The organism is Rhodococcus sp. IEGM 1366, assembly GCF_033142425.1.
Taxonomy (GTDB): Bacteria; Actinomycetota; Actinomycetes; order Mycobacteriales; family Mycobacteriaceae; genus Rhodococcus_F; species Rhodococcus_F globerula.
Genome location: NZ_JAWLRZ010000002.1, coordinates 809,278 through 830,642, shown reverse-complemented (window position 1 = coordinate 830,642; position 21,365 = coordinate 809,278). Strand labels below are relative to the sequence as shown.

The following is a 21,365-nucleotide window of genomic DNA, read 5'->3' as shown; positions in this document are numbered from 1 at the left end:
ATCATTCGACATGTGAAGTACCAAAATAATTTGGCACTGACATTCATCGACACACTGTTGAGTTCTCAAAGAACACGTGCACACCTTCGCATCAACCAGTGTCGAATGCTCCGGGGCAAGGGTTACAATCTTAGCTTATGCACCACCGGGAAGCAAGTTCCCGGTGCAAGTGCTTGTCTCCGACTTCGTCCTACCGCGTGTCCCCGGCCTCTCGGTCGGGGTTGGTGTCCGTGTCGCTCTGACTTGGATAAAGTTACGCGACGGAAAACGGAGCGTCAAACTCCCAGGTCGCGGATGATCATTGTGTTAAATCCGCTGGTAGCTCGCTTGCAGGCGAGCCACCAGCGGGCTCAGGAGTCACTTTAGGCAACTGTGACCCCACACACGTCAGTTCGCCAGTACTTTCACGCCGGCAAAGTTGCGCTTTCCGCGTCGTACAACCAACCAGCTGCCGTGTAGGAGATCCGTGACGGCCGGCTCCCAGTCCTCAGCTGACACCTTCTGGTTGTTCACCGATGCGCCACCCTCCTTCACAGCGCGCCGGGCAGCGCCCTTGCTTTCGCATAATCCGCTGGCGACAAGAAGGTCGACGATCGTCCGCGGCTCCCCCGGTGCCAGTTCACTGACCGAGGCTTCCTTCAACGCAGCGGCCAGAGTGGATTCGTCGAGCTCCGTCAGCTCAGCTTTTCCGAACAGTGCCTGGCTGGCCAACTCCACTGACCGTGTGTTGTGCTCGCCGTGAACCAATGTCGTCATCTCCGCCGCAAGACGCTTCTGTGCCTCTCGAGCATGCGGGCGTTCTGCGGTAGCAGTCTCGAGTTCTGCCAATTCCTCTGCACTCAGGAACGTGAACCAACGCAAGTACTTGATGACATCGGCGTCGCCGGTGTTCACGAAGTACTGGTACCAGGCGTACGGGCTGGTCATTTCCGGATCGAGCCACAGGCTGCCGCCGCCGGTCGACTTACCGAACTTCTTTCCGTCAGCCGAGGTCACCAGCGGGACGGTCATCGCATGGACACTTTCGCCATCCACGCGACGGTTGAGTTCGACGCCGGCGATGATGTTGCCCCACTGATCCGAGCCACCCACCTGCAAGGTGCAGCCAAGATCGCGTCGGAGGTGCAGGTAGTCGTTTGCCTGGAGCAGCATGTAGCTGAACTCGGTGTACGACATTCCGTCGGATTCGAGACGACGCTTGACGGTGTCACGCGCGAGCATGACATTCACCGAGAAGTGTTTGCCTACGTCGCGCAAGAAGTCGATGGCCGACATATTGCCGGTCCAGTTCATGTTGTTCTCGATGACGGCGCTGGTCGGAGAATCGTCGAAGTCCACAAATCGTTCGAGTTGGCCGCGGATTCGTCCGGCCCAGTCAGCGACGGTATCGGCCGAGTTCATCGTGCGTTCCCCGACGTCGCGGGGGTCGCCGATCAGACCGGTTGCGCCACCGGCAAGAACGATCGGGCGGTTACCGGCACGCTGAAAACGCTTGAGCGCAAGAAGAGGAACCAAATGTCCGGCGTGCAGGCTCGGCCCTGTGGGGTCGAACCCCGCATAGAGCGTGACCGGTCCGGCCTCGAGATCCTTACGCAGAGCGTCGAGATCAGTTGATTGGGCGATGAGCCCACGCCAGGTCAGTTCGTCGAGAATATTCTCAGTCACGGGCTAGATCATCCCACCCTCACGAAAGGGCGGGCGCTCGCGGGCTTCGACGGTAGGCCGACACCGCCGGCGAATCAGGAATCCACAGCCGCCACGGGATCTCCGCTGCCGAGCTGACACCGACCCGGGGCCCCGCTACCCAGTTGTCCGACTCGCTCAGGTCCAGTCGAATTCGTGAATCCCGATCGAAGACATCAGCCCCGTTGTCCGCCAACGTAATTCCTGCTGCGGACCCGAGATTTCCCGGTCCGCGCGCCCAATCGCGGGGCGGACGATCCGGTGAACGACGGCCGGAGACAACATCGTGGCCGGCTTCGACCTCTGCTGCGCGGAGGAGTACTCCACCGGCCACTCCGGCCGGACCGTACGAGATGTTCATGCAGAAATGCATCCCGTAGCTGCGGTACACGTACAGCAAACCTGCGCGCTCGAACATCACCCGATTACGCGGCGTCCGCCCCCGATAGGAATGTGCTGCCGGGTCCGGCCACGGTCCGTCCTTCTCCCCGCCGTATGCCTCCACTTCGACGATCCGAAAGCTGACGTCGTCTACTGACAGTGTCGAACCGAGAATGATCAGTCCCGCCTCCAGCGGAGAAGTCACGCTCGCCAACTGCTTGATGCTCACCATTCGATTGTGCCTTTCCCCTTGACGCTGGGGCGCGTCCGGTTTCACAATTCAACATGTGATGAATTAACGGAATCGAGGTTCACCGTGACCACAGCACCTGCCATCGACATCCGAGGACTCACCGTCATCCGTGGAAAGCAGGAGGTTCTCCACTCCATTGATCTGCAAGTATCCGCCGGATCCGTCACCGGACTACTAGGCCCGTCTGGTTGCGGCAAGACAACACTGATGCGAGCGATAGTCGGAACTCAGATCGTCAAGAGCGGCGACGTACGAGTTCTCGGTGATCAAGCCGGAACACCGGCACTGCGTCGACGCGTCGGCTACGTCACCCAATCCCCCAGCGTCTACGGCGACCTGACTGTCACCCGCAACGTCCAGTACTTCGGATCGCTGTACGGAAAGTCCGGTGCCGATGTTCGGACCGCAATCGACGCGGTCGGGCTCACTCGCTACGCGGACCAGATCAGCGCAGACCTGTCCGGCGGACAGATCGGACGCGTGTCACTGGCCTGTGCTTTGGTTGCCGATCCCGATCTGCTGGTTCTCGACGAGCCGACCGTCGGACTCGACCCCGTCCTTCGAGTTGAACTCTGGGAGAGATTCGCTGAACTTGCCAAGGGCGGAACTACCCTGTTGATCTCCAGTCACGTCATGGACGAAGCAGATCATTGCGCCGAACTGATACTGATGCGCGACGGCTTCCTCCTTGCGCAACTCACGCCAGACGAACTTCGCGCGAAGACCAGGTGCGAACGCCTCGAAGACGCGTTCCTGGAGCTCATCCGGACCTCGCCGGTGGGAGGCGAAATATCATGAGTGTCAACATCTTCGGAGCAACGACAGTTCGCATTCTCATGCAACTGCGTCAGGACCGCCGCACAGTTGCCATGATCTTGTTGGTTCCGTCACTGTTGATGATCCTGCTCTACTTCCTCTACGTCGACGTCCCGACAGCGCCAGGCGCAGTACCGCTGTTTCAACGGGTCGCCATCACTATGCTCGGGATCTTGCCTTTTGTCGTGATGTTCCTGGTCACTTCCATCGCAATGCAGCGTGAGCGCAGTTCCGGAACCCTCGAGCGACTACTCACCACCCCGATGGGCAAACTTGACCTTCTCGCTGGATATGCCGCGGCGTTTTCGTTGTCGGCTGCGGCCCAGGCGGCCCTCGCGTGTGCCGTTGCCTTCGGGTTTCTGGGTCTCACTATCGCCGGAAGCCTCGGCTGGGTGATAGTCATCGCCGTACTGGGCGCAATCCTCGGAGTGGCGCTCGGTCTGTTGGCCAGCGCTTTCGCAAAGACCGAGTTCCAAGCCGTTCAGTTCATGCCGGTGGTCGTGGTTCCACAGCTGTTCCTCTGCGGACTCCTGGTTCCGCGCGACCAGCTACCGACTTGGCTCGAATGGATCAGCAACGTCCTACCGCTGAGTTACGCCGTCGACGCACTTCAGCAGGTATCGATACACGCCGATGCCACCGGCCAAATGTGGCGCGACCTCGCGGTGATGGCTCTCTTTGCCGCGGCCGCCCTCACACTAGCCGCTGCAACGCTGGACCGCCGAACCCCATGAGCAGCAACAACATACCGTTGCGGCCGGGGCGGCGGCCGGGAAAGTCCGAGACCCGGACGCAGATCCTCGAGAGCGCCAGACGCGCATTCTCACAAAACGGATTTGCACGAACCACGGTCCGCGCCATCGCAACCGAAGCCCAAGTCGATCCGGCCCTGATACATCACTACTTCGGCAGCAAGGAGCAACTGTTCACCGCCGCAATCGCCCTACCGCTGGATCCGAAGAAAGTTCTAGCCCCGGTTCATTCGTCGACAAGCGACCAACTGGGTACGAGTCTGTTGACTGCCGTCCTCGGTGTCTGGGAATCGGAGCATCAGGCCGCGATTCTCGCCGCATTTCGCTCGGCCATTTCCGGCGAAGGAACCCGACTGATTCAGAGCTTCCTTCTGAACATCGTCTTGCGGGACATCATCCCGCGGGTGGATTCACCGGCCGGGACAGGAATTATTCGAGCCGAATTGGTGGCGTCGCAGATCGCTGGACTCCTGGTCACTCGCTACATTCTCGAGCTTGAACCGCTGAAATCGCTGAGCGTCGACGCGTTGGTACCGCTGGTAGCTCCGAACCTCCAGCGGTACCTTACCGGCGAACTACCGATCTAACCTTCTGCCTTGGCGAGCAACTTCTCGTGCTCGTCGTCTGCAACATCGCGCGCTTCGTCGATCAGCAATACCGGGATACCGTTTTCGATCGGGTATGCGCGTCGCAGACGAGGGTTGTAGAGCAGCTCGTCCCCGACCAACAGCAGTGGACCCTTGTCTTGCGGGCAGGCCAAAATGCTGAGCAACGTCGAATCAATAGCCACGTTTATCCTCTCGAACCGAACACGAACCGATCAGGTTCAGGCTACCTGCTGAGCCGATACTCACCGCGAACCCGTACCCATCCTGGTTGGCATCAATTGCGCCGCAACTGCCTTGGTCAGCCGCTTGTACGACTGGGTTTCGGAGTCGAGATACCAGGTCCGCGGTCCCGGAGCCGGAAGCCCGGCCGCTGCGAGCACGGCGGGATTGGGCCGGAACGAGGATCCAACGGCGATCTCGTCGACCACGTGCACGATGTCAGGACGCGCATCGAAGTCGAGGTGATCCAACGTCTCGGCGAGTTCTGCCGCACGGAAATTGCGGCCGGGCAAACAGGTCACCGCGGCGACAGCCAACTGGAACGGTGCCTCACCTACCGCGTACGCCACCGCAAGGTCCACCCGCGAGACACTCGACAGTGCGTCGACGATCGGAGCGGTGAAGACGGGTCCACGCAACGTCGAGATCACCGTGTTCTTGTGGTCGACCAGCCAGTAGTCGCCGTCGGAATCACGGCGGAACAGGTTTTCAGTGGGTATCCAGGAATCTCCGGCCTCGAAGAGTCCGCGCATGGCACCACCGGACAGATCGGCATTGAATCCTGCACGACCCAGCAACAACCCGACCTCGTCGTCGGCGCACTCGCGGACAAACCCGTCCTCGTTCTCGAGGATCCGGCCGCTGAGCGGGTCGTACGCCGCAAGTCGTACCCGCGCACTACCGGGCAACGGACGTCCTTTGCACCCGATCTTCGATCCGGCCACATTCGCGAGGATCACATCACCTTCGGTTGAGGCGTAGAACTCGAGGATCTGAGCAGGATCGAACGCCTCGGTGGTGCGCTTCCACAGCCCCGGCGGCATTCCGGATCCGATGAACAACCGAACGGGATGAGTACCGTCGAGCAGGAGAAGATCCTCGTCGAGAATCTGGCGCATCATCGACCACGTGTAGCTCACCACGGTGACGCCGTAGCGATGGATCTCCTCGACAAATCGAGCCGGGTCCAGCCCCCTCGACAGCGCGATCCGGCTGCCACCTGCCATTGCGCCGCCGATTGTCGCCAGCAAACTTGACGAATGATGGAGCGGCGCAAGGCAATACACGGTATCGCCCCGGTCGAGGTCGGCAGCCGAGGCCGTACCGAATGCCGACAACGCCCACCGGTAGTTGGTAATCTGCTTGGCTTCGAGTCGGCCACCGGATTCCGCGAAGATGATGAAGGCAAGTTCGCGCGCAATCCCCGGATCAGGCCTGTACCAACCCGGCAGACTGACCGTCGTAGGGTCGATCTGCTCGAGATCGATGACGTCGTGCGCGGAATCCACGCTCAACCCACGCGCGTCACCGCCGCCGAGTACCAGTACCGGACGCCCAGCTGCGAGCACTTCCTGAACGTTTTCCGGATCGGTGATAATCCGATCGACATTTCCGAGTTTCACCGCCGTCGCAATGTCGCCGCCCGGTGGGAGCATGACTGCAACAGCTCCGAGTCGCGACAGCGCGGCGATAGCAGCGAGTGCACTCGGCCGGGTCTCCATGAGAATGCCGACGTGCGCTGCCGGGCGCACTCCAACCGAAATCAAACCGCGAACAACGTTGTCGATGCGGATGTTGACGGCTTCGTAGGTATGGACCCGGTTGTCGAAGAGGAAGCACTCCCCTGCCGGAGCCTTACGGCGCTGCTCGGCCAAGAGCGCACTGAGCGAAATCTTGGTGTGCGGCTGAATCTGATTGAGCCTGGCCAACCTGGGAAGCGCCCGAGCAGCCTCGCCGGACAATTCGAAAGTCCCGCGCAATGCTCCGCTGGCCAGATCGCTGATGCCCTTGGTCACGCCGACGCCGACCTCGGCTACCGAGGCCACGGTGTGAATGATCCGATTGCTCATCGACACCCCGGTCTCGTCCTCGGGGTACGGGCCCTGCGGCATGCGCTCGACGCGGGCCGGCCGTGTTCCGCCCTGCTCGATCCACTGGACGAATTCGCCTGTTGTCGGCCACGTGTGATTTGCAGCGACGGAACCGACGACCAGACCGAAATGCCCAGCGCGCAAAGTTGATTCGTACACGTCAGCTCGCGGCGCTGCCTGCGTGATCCCGCGGACCGCTTGGGGTTGCCCGATGTCGTCGACCTCGCCGACAAAAGCCAGAACGGGACAGGTGATCGACGCAAGCGTCACCGCTTGATCCTTGATGACAAACCCGCCCGACATCATCCGGTTGTGCACGACAAACTGCTTGAGCAGTTCGGCAACAGCGGGCCCGGACCAGCCGACCCATCCCTCCGTCGCCAGGAAGCGTCGTTGCTGTTCGCGCGGCAGGAGTGCCTCACGATCGTGAAGTTGCAGTAGGAAGTCGACACGCGACTTGAGCGTCTTGACGGGATCGAGCAATTGGAAGCCTGTCCGGGCCATCCACCCCGTGACCGCCAGCCTGTTGAAGACGTGATCCGCGAGGAAGTCTGCTCCCCACGTGGCTATCCCGGCCGGAATACCGAATGGGAGCGCCGCAAGTGTGTCGACGGGACTTCCGAAAGTGATGAGACTGGCGATGTTTCGGCTCTGCCGATATGCCGCAGCTTGGTAGGCGAACATTCCGCCCTGCGAATACCCGGACAGGTGAACGTCTTTGCCGGTATGCCGATGAACGTGATCGACGATCTCACTGAGCGCGATGATGTGGTCTGCAAGATTACGGCCCCAGCCACCGTCCTGTGCGTCAGGTTCACCGAAGTCGACCACCCACGGATCAAGTCCCATCTCGTGCAGGATGCCGACTGCCCCCTGATCGCGCGTCACGTCGTACACACCGGCCGACATCATCATCGGCGGGACCAATACGATCGGCGGACCGGTCTCCCCTGGATCGGTGTCGGGAAAATACCGCCGCAGACGGTACATCGGCGCACGTTCGACGATCTCGAACGGCGAGGTTGTCAGATCCGTCTCGAGTCCACCCAGACGAACAACCTCCAGGCCGTTCTGCGCTGTCGCGACCACCCGCCGAAGCGGACCCAGCACCGACTTGGAATTCAATCCCACCATTTCACTCCCAAGTAACTCGCGTCAAAAACTCTGTCGCATTCGTGTCGAGCTAAACAAGCCTACTGCCCCCGAGAACACGTACGCGGCCAGTGAGGAAAAATCCTCTCTGACCGCGTACGACAACACCGACAACCGATGACTGATTTAGAGGGGCCACTCTCGCAGCGACTGAGCCAGCGTGCGTACGCCGTTCAGTTGCTCGGCCACCCGGACACCTGCGGTTCCGCCACGTGCGTTGCGTGAGGCGATGGAGCCCTCGACGGTCAGCACTTCCCGAACAGCAGGCGTCAACGACGCGTCGACTCCGGCCAGTTCCTCGTCGGTCAGATCCTCGAGTCCAACGCCGCGAGCCTCGGCGACACGCACACACGCGCCTGCGGCCTCATGTGCGACACGGAACGGAACGCCCTGACGAACCATCCATTCCGCGATGTCGGTGGCCAACGTGAAGCCGGCCGGAGCCAACTCCGCCATGCGCTCGGTGTGAAACTCGAGTGTCTGCACCAGGCCGGTGATGGCCGGGAGCAACATTTCGAGTTGCGCAACCGAATCGAAGACCGGTTCCTTGTCCTCTTGCAGATCGCGGTTGTACGCCAAGGGCTGCGCCTTCAGCGTCGCCAACAATCCCGTGAGGTTGCCGATCAGACGACCCGACTTACCGCGCGTGAGCTCGGAAACATCCGGGTTCTTTTTCTGCGGCATGATCGACGATCCGGTCGACCACGCGTCGGCGAGCGTGATGTAGCCGAATTCCGGTGTGCTCCAGATGATGACCTCTTCGGCCATCCTCGACAGGTCGACGCCGATCATCGCCAACACGAACGCAGCCTCGGCAGCGAAGTCGCGCGACGCCGTGGCATCGATCGAGTTCTCCGCCGAGCTGTCGAACTTCAGTTCTGCCGCAATGGCTTCGGGGTCGAGCCCGAGCGAGGAACCGGCGAGCGCGCCGGAACCGTACGGGGACACCGCAGCTCGCACGTCGAAGTCACGCAGACGCGCAACGTCACGCAACAACGGATGTGCATGTGCCAGGAGGTGATGCGCGAGCAACACGGGCTGAGCGGCCTGCAGGTGCGTCTTACCCGGCATGACTGCGTCCGGATGTGCAGCTGCCTGAGTGGCAAGAGCGTCGACGACGTCGAGCACTCCGTCCGCAACGCGGCGCACCGCATCACGGAGCCACATACGGAACAGCGTCGCCACCTGGTCGTTGCGCGAACGACCGGCACGCAGACGCCCACCGACCTCGGGACCGACTCGTTCGATCAAGCCGCGCTCGAGTGCGCCGTGCACGTCCTCGTCGGACTCGCTGGGCCCGAAGGCACCACTTGCGACGTCAGCGGCGAGGCGCTCCAAACCGTCGAGCATGGTGGCAAGGTCGGCTTCGCTGAGGAGACCGGCCTTGTTCAGCACGCGAGCATGAGCCTGCGACGCCCGCACGTCGTACGGAGCCAGAACCCAGTCGAAGTGAGTCGACTTACTCAGGGCCGCCATGGCGGCGGCCGGTCCGGATTCGAACCGCCCGCCCCACAACGCGCCTTCATTAGTGCCGTGTTTTTGGGCGTCTCCGACACCGTGCGCAGTCATTCTTTACAGACCCAGATCGCGCTTCGCGGCGACCTTCGACGACAGACCGTGGATCTCGACGAAGCCCTTCGATGCGGACTGGTCGAAGCTGTCGCCCTCGTCGTACGTTGCGAGGTTGAAGTCGTACAGCGACTCGGGGCTACGACGGCCGTTGACCGTGATGGCTCCACCGTGCAGGAAGAGACGGATGTCGCCGGTGACGCGTTCCTGCGTCTTCTCGACAAACGTGTCGAGAGCATCCTTGAGCGGGGAGAACCACAGGCCGTCGTAGACCAGCTCGGACCAACGCTGCTCCATCTGACGCTTGTAGCGACCGAGTTCGCGTTCGAGGGTGACGTGCTCGAGTTCCTGGTGAGCGGTGATGAGCACCATCGCTCCGGGAGCTTCGTAGATCTCGCGGCTCTTGATGCCCACGAGGCGGTCCTCGACGACGTCGAGACGGCCGACTCCCTGAGCGCCGGCGCGGCGATTCAGTTCCTGGATGGCTTCGAGGACGGAGACCGGACGGCCGTCGATGGCAACCGGGCGACCCTTGTCGAAGCTGATGATCAGCTCGTCGGGTGCGTTCCAGTTGGCCGTCGGATCCTCGGTGTAGTCGTAGACGTCCTTGGTGGGCGCGTTCCACAGATCCTCGAGGAATCCGGTTTCGACGGCGCGGCCCCAGACGTTCTGGTCGATCGAGAACGGCGACTTCTTGGACACGTTGATCGGGATGTTGTTCTCTTCCGCGAAAGCGATTGCCTTCTCGCGGGTCCACGCGTAGTCACGAACCGGTGCGATGACCGAGAGGTCGGGAGCGAGGGCGCCGAAGCCGACCTCGAAGCGAACCTGGTCGTTGCCCTTGCCGGTGCAACCGTGCGAGACGATGGTTCCGCCGTGCGAACGTGCGGCCTCGACGATGTGCTTGACGATCAGCGGACGGCTGATCGCGGACACGAGCGGGTAGCGATCCATGTACAGGGCGTTGGCCTGGATGGTCGGCAGGCAGTACTCGTCCGCGAACTCGTCACGAGCGTCGACGACAACGGATTCGACTGCGCCGCAGTCGAGTGCGCGCTGGCGCACGACCTCCATGTCCTCGCCGCCCTGTCCCAGATCGATGGCGACGGCGACAACTTCAGCGCCTGTCTCCTTACCGATCCAACTGATGGCAACAGAGGTGTCCAGCCCGCCTGAGTAGGCGAGTACGACGCGATCGGCCATGGTGTGTGTGCTCCTTCGGTTGAAAATCTTCTATCAAGAATAAGGGGTCAGGCGAGGGATTCGATCATGGCGCTGAGTTCCGCTCCGGAAAGCGGTTCCCGGGCCATCACGAAGATGGTGTCATCCCCCGCGATAGTCCCCACGATATCGGTCAGCGAGGCACGATCAAGTGCACTCGCCAGGTAGTGCGCAGCCCCCGGTGGTGTCCGGAGTACCGCCATGTTTCCGCTGGAGTCCGTGGACACCAACAGCTCTCCGAGCAGTCGCGACAGACGATCAGTACCACCTGACACACCGCGTACGGGGTTACCGTCCTCGGGCACCACATACACACCAGCGCCGCCGTCCGCTGCCCGGAGTTTCACCGCTCCCAGCTCTTCGAGGTCACGCGAGAGCGTTGCTTGTGTCGCCTCGATGCCTTCTTCTCCCAGCAGCGACGCAAGTTCCGTCTGACTGCGAACCGGGTGCGCCGCCAGCAGCGCGATGATGCGCGACTGGCGACCGGCCCGAGTAGGAGCGATGCTCACGCCGCGCCTGCGGTTCTCTGCTCCAGCAGCCAGACCAGTAGGGCCTTCTGGGCGTGCAAGCGGTTCTCGGCCTCGTCCCACACAACACTCTGTGGGCCGTCGAGCACCTCGTCTGTGACCTCTTCCCCTCGATGGGCGGGAAGGCAGTGCAGGACAACGGCCTTGGGGTCGGCGAGTGCCAGCAGGTCGGCATTGATCTGGTACGGACGGAAGGGACCGACCCGGTCGAGACCGTCGTTTTCCTGACCCATCGACGTCCACGCGTCTGTGACGAGTGCATCTGCACCAGCGGCAGCTTTCTGCGGATCCCGGGTAACCGTGATCGTGGCGCCGGTTTCCTCGGCCCGCATACGTGCCGCGTCGAGAATCCACTGTGCCGGTTCGAAGCCCTCCGGACCGCAGATCGTGACGTTGATGCCGGCCGTGACGCCGCCGAGCATCAGCGAGTGCGCCATGTTGTTGGCACCGTCACCGAGGTAGGTGAGGTTCAGACCCGTCAAATCACCCTTGTGCTCGGCCAGTGTCTGCAGATCGGCCAGAACTTGACACGGATGGAACTCGTCGGAGAGTGCATTGACGATGGGAATCGTTGCGCCCGTTGCCATCTGCTCCAAGCGCTTCTGGCCGAACGTGCGCCACACCACGGCGTCGACGTAACGGGAGAGGACGCGTCCCGTGTCGGCCAATGTCTCCTCGCGGCCGAGCTGCGTGCTCCGACCGTCGACGACAACGGCATGGCCGCCCATCTGTGCGATGCCCATCTCGAAGGAGAACCTCGTGCGCGTCGAGTTCTTCTCGAAGATCACTCCGACGCCGCGCGGCCCCTCGAGTGGGCGACGCGAAAACGGATTCTTCTTGAGCTCGGCAGCCAGGGCGAGGACCTCGGCCTGCTGCGCAGGAGTCAGATCGTCGTCCCTGAGAAAGTGTTTCACCATGGTAGTCACTTCTCCCCCGGCTGATCAGCCGATAATGCGTGATCGAAAATGGCAGGTAGTGCCGCCACAAACGCCTCGGCCTGCTCGTCGGTGAGGATCAGCGGCGGTGCCAACCGGATGACTCCGGGATTCGCTGCATTCACAAGATACCCGGCTTCACGTGCTGCATTTTCCACTGCGGGCGCAACGTCCTGCGTCAGCACCACACCGAGCAGAAGTCCGGAACCGCGGACGTAGTCGACCAGCGGATGGCCCAGTTCTTCGATGCCTGCGGTGATGGACTTGCCAAGGCTGTCTGCGCGCGAGATCAAGTCTTCGTCCGCAACGGTCTTCAGCACGGCAAGTGCCGCCGCAGCGCACACCGGGTTGCCACCGAACGTCGTCCCGTGTTTTCCGGGACCGAACAGCTCTGCCGCAGCGCCGGTCGCAATGCAGGCGCCGATCGGCATTCCGCCGCCGAGCCCCTTCGCGAGAGTGATGACGTCCGGAACGATGCCGACAGCCTGATGAGCGTAGAACCAGCCGGTCCGGCCGATACCGGTCTGCACCTCGTCCAGTACCAGCAGAGCGCCCCGCTCCGCCGTGATCCGGCGAGCTTCGACCAGGTATCCCTCTGGCGGCACGACAACGCCGCTTTCACCCATGATCGGTTCGAGGAACACTGCCGCGGTATCGGAATCGACAGCCCGGTCGAGAGCCTCGATATCGCCGTAGGGAACGAATTCGACGCCGGCAGGCATCGGTTCGAACGGCGCCCGCTTGGCCGGCTGACCGGTCAGTGCCAAGGCACCCATCGTCCGGCCATGGAAGGAGTTCTCGGCGGAGATGATCTTCTTGCGTCCCGTGGCGCGGGCGAGCTTGAAGGCGGCTTCGTTGGCCTCGGTACCCGAGTTGCAGAAAAACGCCCGACCGGACACATTGCCCAGATGTCCGAGCAACTGCTCTGCCAATTCGACGACAGGCTCGCTCGCATACAGGTTGGAGACGTGCCCGAGGGTCGACAGCTGATCCGTCACAGCCTCGATGATTGCGGGATGCGCATGACCGAGAATGTTGACGGCAATGCCGGCGAGGAAATCGACGTACTGCTTACCGTCGGCATCGGTGAGAACGGCGCCTTCGCCGCGTACGAGAGCTACCCGAGGTACACCGTAGTTGTTCATCAGCGAAGCGGACCACCGCTGCTGCAATTCGATCGTGCTCATGAGTTGACTCCCTGCTCGCTGATGTCGGCTCCGGGCACAACCATCGTGCCGATGCCCTCACCTGTGAAAAGTTCGAGTAGAACGGAATGCGCAAGCCGTCCGTCGATCACGTGCGCCGACGGAACTCCGCCTAGCACAGCGCGCAGGCAGGCCTCCATCTTCGGCACCATGCCCGCGTCGAGACTCGGCAGAAGCTGTGCCAATGCGTCGGTGTCGATTTCGCTCGCGAGCGAGGAACGGTCCGGCCAATCCGTGTACAGCCCTTCGACATCGGTCAGAACAACCAGCTTCTCCGCACCGATCGCTTCGGCCAAGGCCGCTGCAGCCGTATCCGCATTGATGTTGTGAACAACGCCGTCCACGTCGGGAGCGATTGTCGACACCACCGGAATGCGTCCTGCCGCAATGAGATCAAGCACCGCGTCGGGGTTCACCGTGGTGACGTCGCCAACCAGGCCGATATCGGTCTGCTCGCCTTCCACTGCAACGGTACGACGCGTCGCGGTGAACAGGTGGGCGTCTTCGCCGGAAATTCCGACAGCGTACGGTCCATGCGCGTTGATCAGTCCGACGAGCTCACGGCCTACCTGGCCGAAGAGCACCATCCGGACGACGTCCATGACCTCGGGCGTCGTGACCCGGAATCCGCCACGAAACTCGCCCTTCATGCCCAGCCGGGCCAGCATGGCATTGATTTGCGGTCCACCGCCGTGAACCACAACAGGGTGGATGCCGACGGTACGCAGAAACGCCATGTCCGCGGCAAACGCGGTCTTGAGCTCGTCGTCGACCATCGCATTGCCGCCGTATTTGACGACAACGATCTTGTCGCGGAAACGCTGCAGCCACGGCAACGCTCCGGCCAGGACGTGCGCCTTCTGATGTTCGCTGATAGAACTCAACACATCGGTCATGACGAGTACGCCGAGTTCTCTTCGACGTACGCGTGCGACAGGTCCGTCGTGCGAATCGTCACGGACTCGTCGCCGATCCCGAGGTTGATATCGAGTTCGATGTCGATGCCACTGAGATCGACATCGCGCGCGCCCGGTGCACCGACGCCGTCAATGCAGACGGGACTTCCGTTGAAGGACACGCTGATTCGATCGGGGTCAAGTTCGATGGGCGCGATACCGACGGCAGCAAGGACGCGCCCCCAGTTGGGATCGGAACCGAACAGCGCGGTCTTGACCAGGCTGTCACGCGCGATGGTCCGGGCACCGATCAAGGCGTCGGACTCGGAGGCCGCACCGCGAACCGTCACCTTCACACGCTTGGTGACGCCCTCCGCGTCGGCCATCATCTGATCGGCGAGGTCGTCGCACACTGCCAACACGGCAGCGTTCAATTCGTCTTGACTGGGGGCGACGCCACTGGCACCGGACGCGAGCAACAGCACGGTGTCGTTGGTCGACGTGGCACCGTCGACATCGAGGCGATCGAAACTCAGGTGGGTTGCGGCGCGCAACGCGGTGTCGAGCTGCTCAGCGGTCGCAACGGCATCGGTCGTGACGACACACAGCATTGTCGCCAACGCGGGCGCGAGCATGCCCGCACCCTTTGCCATGCCGCCGACATTCCACTTGTTTGCGTGGTGCAGCGACGCCTGCTTCGGCACGGTATCGGTGGTCATGATCGCGTACGCCGCGTCGGTGCCACCGGAAATACCGCCGGCAAGTTCGTGCACTACCTCGGTGACACCGGGAAGCAGCTTGTCCATGGGCAACCGGTCACCGATAAGTCCGGTGGAACACACGGCAACCTCGATCGCGCCCGTCTCGGTGCCCCAGTTGCTCAGCGCCGACGCCACTTCCTCGGCGGTCTTGTGCGCATCCTGAAATCCACCGGCACCGGTGCATGCATTGGCACCGCCGGAGTTGAGCACAACTGCGCGCAGCTTGCCCGTCGTGAGCACCTGCTGCGACCACAAAACCGGCGCAGCCTTCACCTTGTTGAGGGTGAACACGCCCGCGGCCGCAAGATCAGGTCCTTCGTTCAGCACCAGCGCGAGGTCGGACTTGCCACTCTTCTTGATACCGGCGGCAATTCCGGCGCCGCGGAATCCGGCAGGTGCCGTCACACCCTGAGTGCGCAGCAGGCGGCCCCCGGCGACGTGCTTGACGTCGGATTCGGTTGCGTCGTCGAGCTGCTGCGGATTGTCGGTGCTCACGGAGCTACTCCCACGGTAGAGAGACCTGCGGTCTCGGGTAGACCAAGGGCAAGGTTCATCGATTGCACTGCGCCACCGGCCGTGCCCTTGGTGAGATTGTCGATTGCTGAAATCACAACGAGCTGACCGGCGTCGCTGTCAACGGCGATACCGATCTGTACTGCGTTGGACCCGATCACTGCGCCGGTCTGCGGGAAGACACCGGCAGGCAGCACATGGATGAACGGCTCGTCCTTGTAGGCGTTTTCGTATACTTCCCGCGCCTGCGCTTCGGTCGCCGTGGTGGCGGCAGTGCAGGTTGCGAGGATGCCGCGCGGCATGGGAGCGAGTACGGGCGTGAACGACACGCTGATGTCCTGTCCGCCTGCAGCTTTCAGATTCTGGATGATCTCGGGTGTGTGGCGATGCACGCCGCCGACACCGTACGCACGGGCCGAACCCATCACCTCGGAGCCGAGCAAATCAGCCTTGGGAGCCCGGCCGGCACCTGAAGTGCCGCTCACGGCAACAACATTGACGTGCGAGCCGACAATTCCGGCCGCAACTGCGGGCGCCAAGGCAAGGCTTGCGGCCGTCGGGTAGCAACCCGGTACGGCGATACGCGTTGCGCCCATCAACTTCTCACGGTTGCCGGGCAATTCGGGAAGACCGTACGGCCACGTTCCGGCATGGGGGCTCTTGTAGAACTTTTCCCACAACGCGCCGTCCTGAAGCCGGAAGTCCGCGCCGCAGTCGATGATGACCGTCGACTCGGGCAGCGCCTTGGCGTACTGCGCCGAGTTACCGTGCGGAAGGCCCAGGAACACCACGTCATGCCCGGCCAGGATGTCAACCGTGGTCTCTTCCAGAACCCGAGCCGACAGCGGAAGAAGGTGGGGGTGATGCTCGCCGAGCGTCGAACCCGCGTTTCCACCGGCAGTCAGCGAACCGATCACCAGGCTGCCGTCGGCGTACGAGGGGTGTCCGAGAAGCAGACGCAGAACCTCACCACCGGCATACCCACTGGCACCGGCGACGGCGACTCTGATCGGCTTGCGTATCTCCTCAGTCATACACATCATTATGCATCATCGTGCAAGGGAATGCATAATTACTTATCCCGGTTGTTATTTACCCATCGAACGCCGAATCTCCTCCAGTTTGGCCTTCGCAGCCTTCTGACGCTCGTCCCACTGCTCGTCGACGGTCTTGCCCGCCGGACTTTCGTGCGCCAACTCCGCCGAACCGATCGACGTACCGAATCGTCCTTCGATCTTCTCCCGCACACGATCGAAGGTAGGAACTCCCGCTTCGGTGTAATCCGGCTGGGTGTAATCGGCTTCAGGGATTATTGCGCCGCTCGCGGCCACCACCGGGACATCGATGATCTCGTCAACTTCCACCACGGTGTCGGGAAGTTCCACCACCTCGGCGTCGGCGGCCGTTGAATCGGCTACTGCTCGACTCTCGTCGATACTCGCAGCAGCCGCATCGACGACGGAGAGGAGGACCGACAAACTGGGGCGACGTTCCGCGACCGCACGAATAACGGCCAGGAAATCCTTGTCGTCGAGTGCGTGCGCAGCTTCAACCACATCGTGTACTGAACCACCGCGTACAGAACCACCGTGCTCGGTCATCGTCAGTCCCTTCTCGAAAACGCCGACGGACAACCTCGATCCTTCCACGGCGGCCGCCAGGAGCGTCAGCGTGACGCGAGATACGCGGTAAACGCCTCCTGGCTCGAATACGCGGGAACGTAACCGAACTGCTCCTTGAGTCGCCGATTGTCGAGAACCGGCCGGTACTGGAGAAAACCGACCCGTTCCGGACCGTGCTCCGTCACACCGAGACGGCGTCCGACGCGCAGAACGCCGCGCAACAACCACGCCGGCAGTGTCAGAGTTCCCTTTCCCATCTGTGCTGCCAGATCGTCGACCGTCAACGCTCCGTCACCGGCAACGTTGAAAATGCCGACCTGATCGCCCGTCACCGCTTCGGCAAAGGCACCCGCCACATCGGTGTGCCAGACAAATACGAATGGGCTGTCACTACCGGCGACCTTGAGAAGCCGAGGGCGATCGAACAGTGCGGTGATCTGGTTGTTCACCGTCTCCCCGAGGATCGTGCCGATACGGAAGATCACCTGCTCGAGTTCCGGGTGCACAAATCGGTATTCGGCCAGCATTTCCTCGACGAGTCGCTTGTGGCGGCTGTAGGTGAATGCGTCGTTGCCCCTGACCGCGACATCCTCGGTGATCCACGGCGGATTATCGGCGTGATAGCCGTAGGCCGCACCGGACGACGACACAACCACTCGTCGCACGCCGAATTCGACGCAGGCAGCAAGCACATTCCGCGTCCCGTCGACGTCGACGCGATACTCCTGTTCCGCGGTGGTGTGCTTGCCCGGATTGACGATGGACGCAAGGTGAACCACGACGTCCGGCCGGTGCTCGGCAAATACTTCGGCCAACTCCGTAGCGCTACGGACGTCCGCTTGCACTCGGCGCACGTCGTCTACGGCCACCTCGGGCACAGATAGATCCGCGGTGACGACTGTGACGCCTTGCGCCGTCAATGCCTCGACGACTGCAGTACCGAGGAAGCCGTTTCCACCTGTAATCAGTGCAGTGGTCACGCTGCTACCTCCGTTCGAATTCGTCGTTTCGACCACAGAGTTGCGAGCGCCAATCCTGCGATGATGTCCCAGATCCCCCACCAGCCGGCAACAATTGCCATGCCGCCGAGGCCGTCGAAGAAGGTGAACACCAACCCAAGCCCGAGTCCTGCGTTGCGGATACCGACTTCGAACGAGACTGCGCGACGGCTGTATTCGTTCAACCCTGTCGCGACACCGCACACGTATCCCAGGCCGAGCGCAACAGCGTCATGCAGGAACACCGCGATCAGCACCACACCGATGTAGTCGACGAAGTACGACGCGTTGCCCGCCACTCCTGCCACGATGAAAATCAGCAGTGCGATCAGTGCGCCGTTCTTCACCCAGGGTTGGGCCTTCGCCGCCAGTTCCGGAAACTTCCGGGCAGCCCAGATTCCGATGACAAACGGCACCCCGATGATCAGCGCGATCTGCACGACCATCTCGAGGGCGTTCAGGTTCACCGACGCCAGCAGCGCGTCGGTCTCCGGGCGTCTGCTCCCCCAGAAGGCAAAGTTGAGCGGCATCAGGAAGATCGCGAGCACGTTCGACACAGCCGTCATCGACACCGACAGTGCGACGTCGCCGCCGGCGCGGTGGGTCAGGACGTTCGAGATGTTGCCTGGTGGGCAGCACGCCACCAATATCATGCCGAGCGCAACCGACGGAGCCGGCGAAAGAACCAGTGTCAGAACAAATGTCACGGCGGGTAGCAGTACGAATTGCGCCGCGATGCCCACCGCCATCGCCTTGGGTTTGGTCAACGCACGACGGAAGTCGTCGACCGACGTGTCGAGTGCGATCCCGAGCATGATCGCGGCCAGAACCACGTTGAGAATCATCAAGGACCCAGGATTGAAGTTGAGAACCACCTCGTCGATCGGCATCACTGCCCGCCTTCCGTCAATGCTGTGTCGAGCAGACCGATATGACGCTTGATCGCCGCGCGGTAGGCATCCTTGTTCACGTAGTAGGCCATCCGGCCCAACGTCAGATACCGATATCCCCCGGACAAATCGGGCGGCGGACCAGCTGCGGCCGCGTCGAATTCTCGGGCTGCCGCAGGAGCGTCGGTTCGCGCTTTGACCAGTTTCGCGACCATCTCGGCCTGCTCGAAGCGGCCCTGCCACCCGAGGCCCGATGCTTCGACCATCCCGAGAACAAACAGATTCTCGTGTCGTCGGCTTGCGACGTTGAGAAACAGATCCGGTGCTGCCCCTGCCCAATCCAGATGCTTGCGGGCAATGAACGGGTAGTCGAGGTGGTAGCCGGTCGCACACATCACGAGGTCGTAATCCGACACCGATCCGTCGACAAAATGGACACTGTTCCCGTCGAACCCGTCAATGTCAGCGCGAACCTGCACGTCGCCGTGTCCCACGTGATGCAAGATCAGCGAGTTCACCACCGGATGAGACTCGTAGATCTTGTAGTCGGGCGCCGGAAACCCGAAGTGCACCGGATCGCCGGTGAACTGTTTGAGTACCAGCGTGTCGAGTCGTTGTTTGATCCACGGCGGCAACGGTTTTCCCTGGTTCAGCGTGTCCGACGGACGCCCGAACAGGTACTTCGGTACAAAGTAGTATCCGCGCCGGACACTCAGATCCACGGAATCTGCGTAGTGAACCGCGTCGACGGCGATATCGCACCCACTGTTTCCCGCCCCGATGATCAGTACCCTCTTGCCGCGGAAAATCTCTGCGCTCCGATATTCGCTCGTATGCAGGAGTTCTCCGCTGAACTGCCCGCGGAAAGTGGGCATATTCGGCTTGGACAACGTTCCGTTGGCGATGATCACGCCCCGATACTTCGCGGACGTGATCTCCCCGTCTCGCCCACGGGAAGTCACCTGCCACAGCGAGTCCGTCGGCGTGACCTCGACGACGGTGGTTCCGAAGCTGAAGTGTTTTCGGAGGTCGTGGACATCGGCATAGTCGCGGAAATACTCGGCGAGTTCCACATGGCTGGGATAGTCGGCCACCGAATCCGCCATCGGAAATTCCGTGAACGCAGTAGTGCTTTTCGACGAGATGAGGTGGGCCGATTCGTACACGGTGCTGTGCGGGTTGTCGATGTCCCAGAGACCACCGACATCATCGTGGCTCTCGAAACCGTCGAACTCGATTCCGGTCCGATCAAGGTTACGAGCCCCGGCCAAACCCGACGGTCCCGCACCGATCACCGCGTACTTGTTCTCTGTGCTCATCCGTTGTTTCCGTCCACCCGGCCTGCTCGACGCAGATTCTTCCTGTCGCTCGAGAGTGGCAGATAGTCCGAAATTAACGCCGATATGCCGGATAATGACGGAATGAGTGCTGATTATGCCGACAAAGGTCTGTATATCGATGAAATCGACTTGAGGATAATCAATGCGCTTCAACTCGCCCCGCGCTCCACATGGCTCTCACTGGCCGGGCCACTCGAACTGGATGCTGCGACAATCGCCCGCCGGTGGAACCGGCTCTCCGACTCGGCGCTGGCCTGGGTAACAGTTACCCCTGGACCTCGCGTCCTCGACGCCATCGTGACAGCTGCTGTCGAAATCGACTGTGCACCGGCACAACTCGATGCCGTCGCCGATCGCCTGAAGACGTTGGCCCACGCGGTCACTATCGAAATCTCTACGGGCCGAGCCGATCTCCTGGTCACAGCCGGAACACCGGATCTGGCATCGATGTCGCAATTCATCTCCCAGCAGATCGCCACGCTCGACGGCGTGCAGGGCTTGCGAACGTCGATCATCACGCGCTGGTTCACCGAGGGCGGCCGGTGGCGACTCAATGCGCTTGCGCCATCCGAGCGCGGCATCCTTGCTGCCGGCGAATCGCGTGGGCGACGCTCACCTTCGCGAGTAGCCGCCGTGTCGGAACAAGACCGCACACTTCTGACCACGCTCGCTCACGACGGCCGCACCCCGATGCGGGAACTTGCCGATTCGATCGGAATCAGTCCAGCCGCCTGCAAACGGCAAATCGACCGATTGACCTCATCGGGTTTGGTGGCATTGCGGTGCGAATTCGCCCGGCCCGTCGCGGGACTACCGATTCTCGCAACCCTGTGGTGCCGTGTCGACGCCGAGCATCTCGACATGGTTGGTCGGCTCCTGAGCCGAGCACCCGAGGTGCGGAATTGTTTTGCCGTCGTGGGTAGCGAGAATCTGGTGGTGCAATTGTGGCTGCATTCGCCCGCAGACCTCGACGCCTTCGAGATCCGAATACGCAGGGAGTGCCCCGAATTGCATATCGGGGAACGCTCGATCGTCCTCTACCTCCGCAAACTGCTCGGTCACGTACTCGACCAGCAGGGTCGCCGGACGGGCACCATCGCGCCGGATGTCTGGCTTCCCCGAGAAGCCTGAACATTCTCGAATCCGACTGAAC

20 protein-coding genes are annotated in these 21,365 nt (G+C 62.0%); 4 read left to right on the top strand and 16 right to left on the bottom strand.

From position 1 onward, the window contains the following. Nucleotides 1–387 precede the first annotated feature (387 nt). Complete coding sequence (gene tyrS / locus R4P64_RS09740) at nucleotides 388–1,665, bottom strand: tyrosine--tRNA ligase (RefSeq protein ID WP_095886398.1); 1,278 nt, start codon at nucleotides 1,663–1,665, stop codon at nucleotides 388–390. Between the two features lie 19 nt (nucleotides 1,666–1,684). Continuing rightward, a complete protein-coding gene (locus R4P64_RS09735) occupies nucleotides 1,685–2,296 on the bottom strand; it encodes a DNA-3-methyladenine glycosylase (RefSeq protein ID WP_219111864.1) in 612 nt (203 codons plus the stop codon). 84 nt (nucleotides 2,297–2,380) lie between these two features. On the opposite strand from R4P64_RS09735, the gene R4P64_RS09730 reads away from it, so the two are divergent. From R4P64_RS09730 to R4P64_RS09720, 3 genes are read left to right on the top strand one after another with little or no spacing between them, the layout of a single operon-like run. Further along, nucleotides 2,381–3,115, top strand: coding sequence for an ABC transporter ATP-binding protein (locus R4P64_RS09730; protein WP_141484360.1), 735 nt, complete (start codon nucleotides 2,381–2,383; stop codon nucleotides 3,113–3,115). After that, entirely contained in the window at nucleotides 3,112–3,867 is a 756-nt protein-coding gene (locus tag R4P64_RS09725; RefSeq protein ID WP_092800143.1) for an ABC transporter permease, read from the top strand. The genes R4P64_RS09730 and R4P64_RS09725 overlap by 4 nt, the downstream gene beginning before the upstream one ends. Further along, nucleotides 3,864–4,472 carry a TetR family transcriptional regulator gene (locus R4P64_RS09720; protein ID WP_033230777.1) on the top strand — a complete coding sequence of 203 codons (609 nt, stop codon included), beginning with the start codon at nucleotides 3,864–3,866 and terminating at the stop codon, nucleotides 4,470–4,472. Before R4P64_RS09725 ends, R4P64_RS09720 begins: the two co-directional genes overlap by 4 nt. On the opposite strand, the gene R4P64_RS09715 is transcribed toward R4P64_RS09720, so the two are convergent. The 14 genes from R4P64_RS09715 to R4P64_RS09650 all read right to left on the bottom strand — a co-directional run bounded on the left by R4P64_RS09715 (nucleotide 4,469) and on the right by R4P64_RS09650 (nucleotide 20,191). Then, the gene (locus R4P64_RS09715; RefSeq protein ID WP_033230778.1) at nucleotides 4,469–4,675 is read right to left on the bottom strand and encodes a Trm112 family protein; all 207 of its coding nucleotides are present in this window, start codon (nucleotides 4,673–4,675) and stop codon (nucleotides 4,469–4,471) included. The genes R4P64_RS09720 and R4P64_RS09715 overlap by 4 nt on opposite strands. 60 nt (nucleotides 4,676–4,735) lie before the next feature. After that, nucleotides 4,736–7,717, bottom strand: coding sequence for an acyl-CoA synthetase (locus R4P64_RS09710; protein WP_095886402.1), 2,982 nt, complete (start codon nucleotides 7,715–7,717; stop codon nucleotides 4,736–4,738). Nucleotides 7,718–7,861: 144 nt separating this feature from the next. After that, complete coding sequence (argH, locus tag R4P64_RS09705) at nucleotides 7,862–9,304, bottom strand: argininosuccinate lyase (RefSeq protein ID WP_095886403.1); 1,443 nt, start codon at nucleotides 9,302–9,304, stop codon at nucleotides 7,862–7,864. 3 nt (nucleotides 9,305–9,307) lie between these two features. Next, nucleotides 9,308–10,507 carry an argininosuccinate synthase gene (locus R4P64_RS09700; RefSeq protein WP_033230781.1) on the bottom strand — a complete coding sequence of 400 codons (1,200 nt, stop codon included), beginning with the start codon at nucleotides 10,505–10,507 and terminating at the stop codon, nucleotides 9,308–9,310. A gap of 47 nt (nucleotides 10,508–10,554) precedes the next feature. After that, on the bottom strand, nucleotides 10,555–11,034 hold the full coding sequence (locus tag R4P64_RS09695; protein WP_033230782.1) for an arginine repressor: 480 nt from the start codon (nucleotides 11,032–11,034) through the stop codon (nucleotides 10,555–10,557). After that, nucleotides 11,031–11,969, bottom strand: a complete 939-nt coding sequence (argF, locus tag R4P64_RS09690) for an ornithine carbamoyltransferase (protein WP_317543944.1) — start codon at nucleotides 11,967–11,969, stop codon at nucleotides 11,031–11,033. Before argF ends, R4P64_RS09695 begins: the two co-directional genes overlap by 4 nt. Nucleotides 11,970–11,974: 5 nt before the next feature. Further along, a complete protein-coding gene (locus tag R4P64_RS09685; protein WP_141484361.1) occupies nucleotides 11,975–13,174 on the bottom strand; it encodes an acetylornithine transaminase in 1,200 nt (399 codons plus the stop codon). Then, nucleotides 13,171–14,088: an acetylglutamate kinase gene (argB, locus tag R4P64_RS09680; protein WP_317820491.1), complete on the bottom strand. Its 918-nt coding sequence runs from the start codon at nucleotides 14,086–14,088 to the stop codon at nucleotides 13,171–13,173. Before argB ends, R4P64_RS09685 begins: the two co-directional genes overlap by 4 nt. Then, nucleotides 14,085–15,344, bottom strand: a complete 1,260-nt coding sequence (gene argJ, locus R4P64_RS09675; RefSeq protein ID WP_317820489.1) for a bifunctional glutamate N-acetyltransferase/amino-acid acetyltransferase ArgJ — start codon at nucleotides 15,342–15,344, stop codon at nucleotides 14,085–14,087. Before argJ ends, argB begins: the two co-directional genes overlap by 4 nt. Then, entirely contained in the window at nucleotides 15,341–16,396 is a 1,056-nt protein-coding gene (gene argC, locus R4P64_RS09670; protein WP_116101328.1) for an N-acetyl-gamma-glutamyl-phosphate reductase, read from the bottom strand. The genes argJ and argC overlap by 4 nt, the downstream gene beginning before the upstream one ends. A gap of 54 nt (nucleotides 16,397–16,450) precedes the next feature. Then, complete coding sequence (locus R4P64_RS09665) at nucleotides 16,451–16,963, bottom strand: hypothetical protein (protein WP_317820555.1); 513 nt, start codon at nucleotides 16,961–16,963, stop codon at nucleotides 16,451–16,453. A gap of 65 nt (nucleotides 16,964–17,028) precedes the next feature. Continuing rightward, entirely contained in the window at nucleotides 17,029–17,964 is a 936-nt protein-coding gene (locus R4P64_RS09660; protein WP_317820486.1) for an SDR family oxidoreductase, read from the bottom strand. Continuing rightward, nucleotides 17,961–18,872 (bottom strand): bile acid:sodium symporter family protein, encoded by a 912-nt coding sequence (locus R4P64_RS09655; RefSeq protein WP_033230789.1) that lies wholly within the window; start codon nucleotides 18,870–18,872, stop codon nucleotides 17,961–17,963. Before R4P64_RS09655 ends, R4P64_RS09660 begins: the two co-directional genes overlap by 4 nt. Further along, entirely contained in the window at nucleotides 18,872–20,191 is a 1,320-nt protein-coding gene (locus R4P64_RS09650) for a flavin-containing monooxygenase (RefSeq protein WP_317820484.1), read from the bottom strand. Before R4P64_RS09650 ends, R4P64_RS09655 begins: the two co-directional genes overlap by 1 nt. Nucleotides 20,192–20,293: 102 nt before the next feature. On the opposite strand from R4P64_RS09650, the gene R4P64_RS09645 reads away from it, so the two are divergent. Beyond that, the gene (locus R4P64_RS09645; protein ID WP_317820482.1) at nucleotides 20,294–21,343 is read left to right on the top strand and encodes an Lrp/AsnC family transcriptional regulator; all 1,050 of its coding nucleotides are present in this window, start codon (nucleotides 20,294–20,296) and stop codon (nucleotides 21,341–21,343) included. The last annotated feature ends 22 nt before the right edge of the window (nucleotides 21,344–21,365 follow it).